Here is an 8,637-nt window from a genome sequence, read left to right as displayed (position 1 = left end):
TACACTCTTTGCCAGATCCAACCCAATCGTTGTAAGCTTCATCTCGGTCTCCTCTCTTTTCGTTTGATGGTTGATACCGTCTCCATCGTGGCGCACTTGACGCCGTTTTAGAAGAGGGAGGAGACCATCACATCAACCTACCGTGCTAAAGAAATACCATTAATAAGACGATATTATTCACAAATAAGTCACCTACCAAAATGGGCGCCGCCCCATACAATTTAGAATTCTAGCTCAGGAGAAACAGATATGAAGCGAGCATTGATATTTCTTCCGCTTTCAATCATATCCTTCAGTTGCTTCAGTCAAACATTCTGGCAACACAGAACTCATAACTCACAGGATCAATTTAACATTGACAGTGCCCAATGCCAGAATGAAACCGCGCGATACTCAGCGACCACAAACAATATGCGACAAACCCCTTCCTACAATATTCCTGATACCTATAGTTCTAATTGTACCTCAACAGGTTATTCACTACACTGCACAACAACAAACGATGCGGATATATATCGACAAACATACGAACAAGGACAACAGCTAAACCGCGCTTACGAGGATTTAGGAGCCGCGCTCGGGTAAACTCTAGTCGAACTATGGGGCGCTCCAAGCAATAACCAACACTACTATGACAACAATTCTTTCAGGGACCAAAATAATAGCGCTGAAAAGTACTATGATAATTGCATGATTGGCAAGGGATACTATAAATAGCGACAATTCGATTCTAATTTTCCATGAGCTTTAAGTGAGAATTAAAATGGCTCTGACTCGAATGGCACTAATATTTCGAAATCTGTCTATTACACCGTTAGAAACATACGGGAGGTGTGTGCATATGAAGACGATATTGATTTCTCTCTGCGCTGCGTCTATTTTGCTTTTTTCAAATTTCGTTGAGGCTCGCGGAGCTGGGCATGGTGGTGGCTATTCCGGGCGAACCCACTCATCAAGCTCTAGCTCTTACAAATCGCCTAAATTGTACAAATGCTCTGGCTGCAACTCGAATGATCACCATGTTGAACCTCATGTTCGCAAAAATGGCGAATTTGTCCAGGGACACATGAAAACTGACAGCAATGAAACTCGCATAGATAATTTCACCCAACGTGGGAATATCAACCCATATACTGGTAAACCCGGCGACAGAGATTAGATGGTTTTCAACACATCGCTCAAGTCGACCGCCTTCCGCGTTGCTGCGGGCATCAGTTTAGCTTGGCACCAGGTCTCAGAAACATGGACATGAAGCAGTTCCTTATCCCGTTGTTAAGTATCGCGGCTAGCGCCATTGGATATTTGATCATTACGTTCTGGGTCAAACCGATCCTTCACTATCGAGAAATAAAGCATCGTGTAGCCGCAGATTTAGTATTTTTTGCAAACGCAACCGAACTGCAAAAACATGATGGGACACTTCGGGAAGACACTCTACAACGGAAAGAAAGTAACCGGCGTTGTGCTTCAGAATTGAAGGCAATTTATTCCGAGCTACCATCTTGGTACCGCCTTCTGTTGAAGAAACGAAAGGAAAACCCGATTGAAGCGTCGAAAAACTTGATCGGCCTGTCTAATTCTTCGAACTGGCGTGACGCGGAACCTTTCGAAAAAGATGCGAGGAAAAATCTGTGCATATCCGACAAAAACTCAGAGACCTAACATCTACGCCTTCAACCGGATGCGGTGTGAAAGCTCGCGTAGGTTGATGGCGTGATTAGGTTACAGCTTTTTGGAGCACATTCATTCTCTCTTCAAACTCGGCATCAATGATTTGAAATAGTGCACGCACCAGTACGTCACAGATTGCTTCGACTTGCCTCGAGGTCGCCTTTCCTGCACCAGGGGTAAGATGGCCGTGGGCAAACGTATGGCGAATTGCAGATGCCAGGAATGTAAAGTTAAATGGTTTTCGCGACGCCAAGTATTGAGAGACATGATGCTTGTGCTTGTCGTTCAAGTTTCCGTGAGCGAGCACGAAATTATAGATAGTGTCATTTGTGTCGGCCTTCTTAAGTTCTTGCACCCAGTCATCGATTGGATATTTCGCCAACAGTCTATCTGAGTTTTTTTGTTTGACTCCGATGACACAAAGTAACAATTCGAATGCCGAATAGGCATATAGCATTCGGGTTAAAGCCAGATAACCGGGGCTAGTTATCGCACTGAAATCTTTTAGCTCAAGCCCTGCCAATGCTTTTGCAGCCCGGTACCTCGCCTTAAAGCGATTGACATGATCAACGGTTGTGAAAATCCCAAACTTGCGCCCCTCGACATAGGGTCCATGCTTGTCAAAAATTTCCCACTTTGGAGGATCGTAGCTCAATGGTTTTTCCTGCAACTTAACGAGGCTGTAGAAAAACCCACCGACGCGAGGCGCGTGCAATCCGGGGACGTTTAAATCGTAATATGCGCTCAGTTTTCATCATTTGTGTTCGATCTTCAATCGTGTTCCTGGAACGCGGAACGGGGTCAAGTTTTGCATTGTGCAATTTACAGCTCGGACGGGAACGCCCCCACCAAGGGAATTATCTATACAATTTATTCAATAAACCAATAAGTTATAAAGCTATATCCAAATCAGAAGACGGGGGTCAGGTCTTGTGTTTTGCATTTACATGCTCGGCCAGCCCCCAAGAAACTAGTTATTTATACTACAAATCAATAAGTTAAATAAGTTATAAAACAACACCCAAATAGTGTCCAATGAGTTTTTTCGACACGCTTGTCGCAATATGCGAAGCACGCTTTTGCTACGCCCCGCCGAATAAGAAAAAAACCATGTTATGTCGATAAAAATAAAAAACATCGACATATTCCATCGCTGCGTCAGATTGGGTGTAATTGGGTGTCTTAACGAGGATATCGGGGTCAGGTCTTGCATTGTGCATTTACGGTTCATTCAAGCAATCCGACACTACTTACATACGGCACAACCGTGGTCTGTCCCTGATTACTCTGATTACTCGATGGAAGCCATTGAAAGGACTCTTTAACGCTGGCGCCCAGTATTAAAGAATGCTTTAATACAGATAGGCCGTATTAAAGACATCTTTACCATGAAACGAACCACAGGCACTTATGTCATATCAACGACACTGGGTGAGCCGGTCCAGGCCTTCGTGCCGCATCCGCTGCCACCCGCCGAACCCACGCTGGCCACGGATGCGTATGTCGATCTGAACCATCAGGCAGAGCTGGCGCTCGCCCGTCTGTCAGGCGTGTCTGGCTTGGTGCCATCGGTAGACTGGCTGCTGTACAGCGCCATCCGCAAGGAGGCCTTGCTCTCCTCGCAAATCGAAGGCACCCAAGCCACGCTGACCGACTTGTTCGATGAGGAAGCGGGGTTCGCCGTCAGCAACACGGACGATGTTGAGGAAGTCACCAACTATCTGCGCGCCTTCCGGCTGGTACAAAACAACCTGCGCGATCCCAATGGACTACCTATCAGTGTACGCCTACTGTGCGAAGCCCACCGCCTCTTACTGGACGGGGTGCGCGGTACTGGCAAGCAGCCCGGGGAACTGAGGCGCTCGCAGAACTGGATCGGCGGTACCCGGCCAGGCAACGCCGCCTTTGTGCCGCCGCCAGCGGATTGGGTGACGGACCTGCTGGGCGATCTGGAGCAATTCATTCACGACGAGACCGGTACACTACCACCGCTGGTAAGGATTGCGCTGGCGCACGCCCAGTTCGAAACCATCCACCCGTTTCTCGACGGCAACGGCCGCATCGGGCGCCTGCTGATTGCGGCGCTGCTCGAACACTGGGGCCTGCTACCCGAACCGCTGCTGTACCTGAGTGGTTATCTGAAGCAGCATCAGGCCGAGTACTATCGGCGGCTGTCGATCATCCGTACCGAGGGTGATTGGGAATCCTGGGTCGCGTTCTTCCTTGAAGGCGTGGCTGCGGCCGCCACCGACGCCGAGCGCAGCATCATCGCCATTGCCAGCCTGGTGGCGGCCGACCGGCGCCGCTTGCTTGAATCACCCAAGGCCGGCCCTGCCAGCTACCGGCTGTTCGAGTTGCTGCCGATGATGCCGCGCTTCACCATCGAGCGGGTACGGCAGACGCTGGACACCAGCTTCCCGACCGCCAATGCGGCCGTCAAGGTTCTGGAAGACCTTGGCATCGTGATCGAAATGACCGGGCAGAAGAAGAACCGCAGTTACAGCTACCAGCCTTACATCGAGCTGCTGACGCGCTGATTTTGCGACGGTTTGCACCGGCACCATATTCAGTTCTCGCATTGGAATATTATTGGGTGTAAATGGGTGTCTTAATGGCGGCACCACTCCCTGGCCCCGGCTGGAGAGGAAAATCGAGCGCGGTACGCTGAACCAGGGTCGGTATGGCCTGCGTTGAGGCGGACACGGGGATCCGGATTCGGGAACTGTAGGTAGTTACAGACACTTCCCAACTACGCGTTGCACATCGCGATTGATGCGGTTCACCGCGTTCACCCCATCCTACGAATTAGGAATAATAGAACTACACCACCCTGCGCACCGCCGGATGCAACCGCACACCGCCGATCCACAAACTCAACTCCAGCAGTTCATCCCACACATTACCGGCGCGGCCACCTTTGATGAGTTGATCGATGCTGCCCGCGCGTTGCAACAGGCGCCGCCAAACGACCGGTTTGTGGCGTTGCAATCCGGCGCGCATCAAGGGTTTGCGCTTTTCCCAGACTTTGGCGGCGGCCAGGGCGCCGTCCACGGATTGGCCGCGCTGCATCGCCTGCGCGCAGTCGGCCATCAGGCGCAATTCGCGGGTGATGGCCCACAAAACGAGCACTGGCTCCACCCCTTCGGCCCGCAGACTATCGAGGATGCGCGTGACACGCACGGTGTCACCTTCGAGCGCGGCGTCGACTAAGGTATAAACATCAAAACGGGAACTGTCGGCGACGCTGGCCGCGACTTGTTCGACGCCGATCTCACTGGCGCCGTGCAACAAAGCGAGTTTTTCGATTTCCTGCGCGCAGGCCAGCAGATTGCCTTCGACGCGCTCAACGAGCAATGAAACGGCTTCCGGTGTGGGTTTCAAACCGCGCGCCTGCATCCGGCGGCTGGCCCACGCGGGCAATTGCTTCACTTCCAGCGGCCACACCGGCACCACCACCCCCGCATCGTCGAGCGTTTGATGCCACTTGCTCTTGCGGGCGGCGGTTTCAAGCTTACCGGCCATGATCAACAACACGTTATCCGGCGCGGGGCGTGCCGCATATTCCGCCAGCGCTTTGGCACCCGCATCACCCGGCTTACCACTCGGTATACGCAATTCGACCAACTTGCGCTCGGCAAACAGCGACAGCGAATCACCTGCCTGCAAAAATGCTTGCCAATCAAAACCGGCTTCAACGCTATACACTTCACGCTCAGCACAACCCGCGGCGCGCGCCTGCATGCGAATTGCATCACAGGCCTCCTGCACCAACAACGGCTCATCACCATAGACAAAATAAATCGGTGCCAGCTCGCGCTTGAGATGTTGCTCGAGCTGTTCCGGCCTAATTTGCACTGGGCACGTTCTCCTGCTTCAGCACCGGAGCAGACTCTGCTTTTTGCAAGCCTTGCAGACGCAGCACTAACGCACGCACCGATTGCAGACGCATGGTCTCAAACAAGCGCGTCTGCTCATCGCCTTTGGCCAGAACATCTTGCTCACTGAAGCTATAGGTTCGTTGCTGAGTGATCTCTTGTAGCGGCAAGCGCTCGGCGCCTTGTTTGTCCATTACTTTAAATTCCAGCGTATACAACAACTCGTATTCGCTGATCTTGCCACTGCGATCTACCGATGACGCGCGCCGATCTTCACCTTCACGCGTCACATTCAAAATTAACTCTGCGGCATCTCTGCTTTCGGTCAACTGAATCCCGGACACTTTGAGACTACGTTTTAATTCACGTTGCAATTGTTGCGAACCACTCACCTCCAGATAAACTGGCGGCAAATGCAAACTAACATCCATCGAGCCACGCAAACGCCAACCGCAACCCTGGACGCTGAACAACACTGATAACAGAATCAGCGCCCACAACAGTAGGGTGCGCCGTGCGCACCAGCGCTGTGGCGAACACCGAGTATTGGTGCGCACAGCGCGCCCTACATTGTGATCAGACTTTGACAACGATATTCACCAACTTACCCGGCACCACAATCACTTTAGCAATCGTCTGCCCTTCAATAAAACGCGCCACATTCGGCTCTGCTAACGCCGCCGCCTCAACCGTTGCCTTGTCGGCATTGACTGCCACTTGCACCTTGCCACGCAACTTGCCGTTGACCTGCACCACCAGCTCGATACTGTCTTTTACCAGTGCCGCAGCATCGACCTTCGGCCAGCGCGCATCAACGACTGCGCCCTGCTTACCCAAGGTCAACCACAACTCATGACAAATATGCGGCACGATCGGCGACAGCAACATCACTATTGTCTCCAGCGCTTCTTGCATCAAAGCGCGACCTTCGTCCGAGTGATCCTCGAATTTGCTCAGCGTATTGATTAATTCCATCACCGCCGCGATCGCCGTATTAAAGGTATAACGCCGCCCCATGTCATCACTGACTTTGGCGATCGTTTCATGCACTGCGCGGCGTAAAGTCTTTTGCGCGTCGGTCAACACATTTACATCCAGTGCCGAAGCCGGACCTGCTGCCACATGCGTATGCACCAGCTTCCACAAGCGGCGCAAGAAACGCGACGCGCCTTCGACCCCGCTATCCGACCACTCCAACGACATCTCCGGCGGCGCGGCAAACATCATGAACAGGCGCGCGGTATCGGCACCGTATTGATCGATCAAGGCTTGCGGATCGACGGTGTTGCCTTTGGACTTGGACATCTTGGCGCCATCCTTCAGCACCATGCCCTGGGTCAGCAGATTTTTGAACGGCTCATCGCCCTTCACCAAACCGACATCCCGCATCAGCTTGTGGAAGAAACGCGCATAGAGCAGATGCAGAATCGCATGCTCGATACCGCCGATGTACTGATCCACCGGCAGCCAGTAATCGGCCCGCTGATCCAGCATCGCGCCATTGTTATCCCGGCTGCAATAGCGGGCGTAATACCAGCTCGACTCCATAAAGGTATCGAAGGTATCCGTCTCGCGCTCGGCCGCGCCGCCGCACTTGGGGCAGGTCGTCTGATAGAACTCGGGCATCTTCTTGATCGGCGAGCCGATGCCGTCAAAGGCCACGTCCTCCGGCAGCACCACCGGCAACTGATCTTCCGGCACCGGCACTGCGCCACAGCAGGAACAGTTGATGATCGGGATCGGCGAGCCCCAGTAACGCTGGCGTGAGACACCCCAGTCACGCAGGCGATAGGTAGTCCGTTTCTCGCCCTTGCCCACCGCCACCAGCTTGTTGGCGATGGCCTCAAATGCCGCGGCCGAGGTCAGTCCGGTGAACTCACCAGAGTTAATCAGCATGCCCTTTTCGGTGAACGCTTCCTTATTTAACAATATCTTAGCGTCACCCGCTGTAGTGATCACCTGTTTTATAGGTAACCCGAATTTTTTAGCAAACTCAAAATCACGCTGATCATGCGCCGGGACCGACATCACTGCCCCGGTGCCATAACCCATCAACACAAAGTTGGCGACCCACACCGGCACTGGCTCGCCGGTGATCGGGTGTATGGCGTTAAAGCCCGTCGCCACCCCCTTCTTCTCCATCGTCTCCAGCTCCGCCGCGGCAGTGCCGGTGTGTTTGCATTCCTCGATGAAGGCGGCCAGCGCCGGATTGTGTTGGGCGGCAGCCTGGGCCAGCGGGTGTTCGGCGGCGACGGCAACATAGGTCACGCCCAGCAAAGTGTCTGGCCGGGTAGTGAATACCTTCAACACCTCATCGCGCCCGGCAACACCGAAGTGGATCTCCACCCCCTGCGAACGACCAATCCAGTTGCGCTGCATGGTGCGCACCTGCTCCGGCCAACCCTCGAGCTTGTCCAGATCGTCCAGCAGCTCGTCGGCATAAGCCGTGATCTTCATAAAATATTGCGGGATTTCCTTGCGCTCGACCTTGGTATCGCAGCGCCAGCAGCAGCCGTCGATCACCTGTTCGTTGGCCAGCACCGTCATGTCGTTCGGGCACCAGTTCACCGGCGCGGTCTTTTTGTAGACCAAGCCCTTCTCGAACAGTTTGGTGAACAGCCACTGCTCCCAACGGTAATATTCGGGACGGCAAGTGGCGATCTCGCGCTGCCAGTCGTAACCAAAGCCCAGTCGCTTCAACTGGGCGCGCATATAGCCGATGTTGTCGTAGGTCCAACGGGCCGGAGGCACATTATTCTTAATGGCGGCGTTTTCGGCCGGCAAACCGAAGGCATCCCAGCCCATCGGCTGCAACACATTCTTGCCCTGCATCCGCTGATAGCGGGCGATCACATCGCCGATGGTGTAATTGCGGACATGGCCCATGTGCAGGCGGCCGCTGGGATAGGGGAACATTGCCAGGCAATAAAACTTCTCCCGCCCCGGTTCTTCCACCGCCCGAAAAGTGCTGTGTTTATCCCAATAACGCTGGGCGTCCTGCTCGACCTCTGCTGGGCTGTACTGCTCTTCCATTATTCTGATCCGTAATCGCTTGTTGTCTGGTTGGAAAACGCATTAGGATACCAGAAAG

The 8,637-nt window shown here is 53.4% G+C and carries 7 protein-coding genes; 3 read left to right on the top strand and 4 right to left on the bottom strand.

Features of this window, described 5'->3' with window-relative positions; genetic code table 11:
• Window positions 1-841 precede the first annotated feature (841 nt).
• Together HY272_12510 and HY272_12505 are read left to right on the top strand one after the other, a co-directional pair.
• Window positions 842-1,159 (top strand): hypothetical protein, encoded by a 318-nt coding sequence (locus HY272_12510; protein ID MBI3773508.1) that lies wholly within the window; start codon window positions 842-844, stop codon window positions 1,157-1,159.
• An 83-nt stretch (window positions 1,160-1,242) separates the two neighbouring features.
• Window positions 1,243-1,662 carry a hypothetical protein gene (locus HY272_12505; protein ID MBI3773507.1) on the top strand — a complete coding sequence of 140 codons (420 nt, stop codon included), beginning with the start codon at window positions 1,243-1,245 and terminating at the stop codon, window positions 1,660-1,662.
• A gap of 55 nt (window positions 1,663-1,717) precedes the next feature.
• Here the strand turns inward: HY272_12505 and HY272_12500 are convergent, their stop codons facing one another.
• Window positions 1,718-2,326, bottom strand: a complete 609-nt coding sequence (locus HY272_12500; GenBank protein MBI3773506.1) for a hypothetical protein — start codon at window positions 2,324-2,326, stop codon at window positions 1,718-1,720.
• Window positions 2,327-3,059: 733 nt separating this feature from the next.
• Between HY272_12500 and HY272_12495 the strand changes: the two genes are divergently transcribed.
• Window positions 3,060-4,208 carry a Fic family protein gene (locus HY272_12495; GenBank protein ID MBI3773505.1) on the top strand — a complete coding sequence of 383 codons (1,149 nt, stop codon included), beginning with the start codon at window positions 3,060-3,062 and terminating at the stop codon, window positions 4,206-4,208.
• 283 nt (window positions 4,209-4,491) lie between these two features.
• On the opposite strand, the gene HY272_12490 is transcribed toward HY272_12495, so the two are convergent.
• From HY272_12490 to HY272_12480, 3 genes are read right to left on the bottom strand one after another with little or no spacing between them, the layout of a single operon-like run.
• Window positions 4,492-5,526 carry a DNA polymerase III subunit delta gene (locus HY272_12490; protein MBI3773504.1) on the bottom strand — a complete coding sequence of 345 codons (1,035 nt, stop codon included), beginning with the start codon at window positions 5,524-5,526 and terminating at the stop codon, window positions 4,492-4,494.
• Window positions 5,516-6,136, bottom strand: a complete 621-nt coding sequence (locus HY272_12485) for a hypothetical protein (protein MBI3773503.1) — start codon at window positions 6,134-6,136, stop codon at window positions 5,516-5,518. Before HY272_12485 ends, HY272_12490 begins: the two co-directional genes overlap by 11 nt.
• Window positions 6,123-8,579, bottom strand: a complete 2,457-nt coding sequence (locus HY272_12480) for a leucine--tRNA ligase (protein ID MBI3773502.1) — start codon at window positions 8,577-8,579, stop codon at window positions 6,123-6,125. The genes HY272_12485 and HY272_12480 overlap by 14 nt, the downstream gene beginning before the upstream one ends.
• Window positions 8,580-8,637: the final 58 nt, after the last annotated feature.

It is taken from the genome of Gammaproteobacteria bacterium, assembly GCA_016200485.1.
Classification (GTDB): Bacteria; Pseudomonadota; Gammaproteobacteria; order Tenderiales; family Tenderiaceae; genus JACQEP01.
Note: the sequence above shows the minus strand (reverse complement) of the source record. Positions and strands in the feature narration are given on the sequence as shown.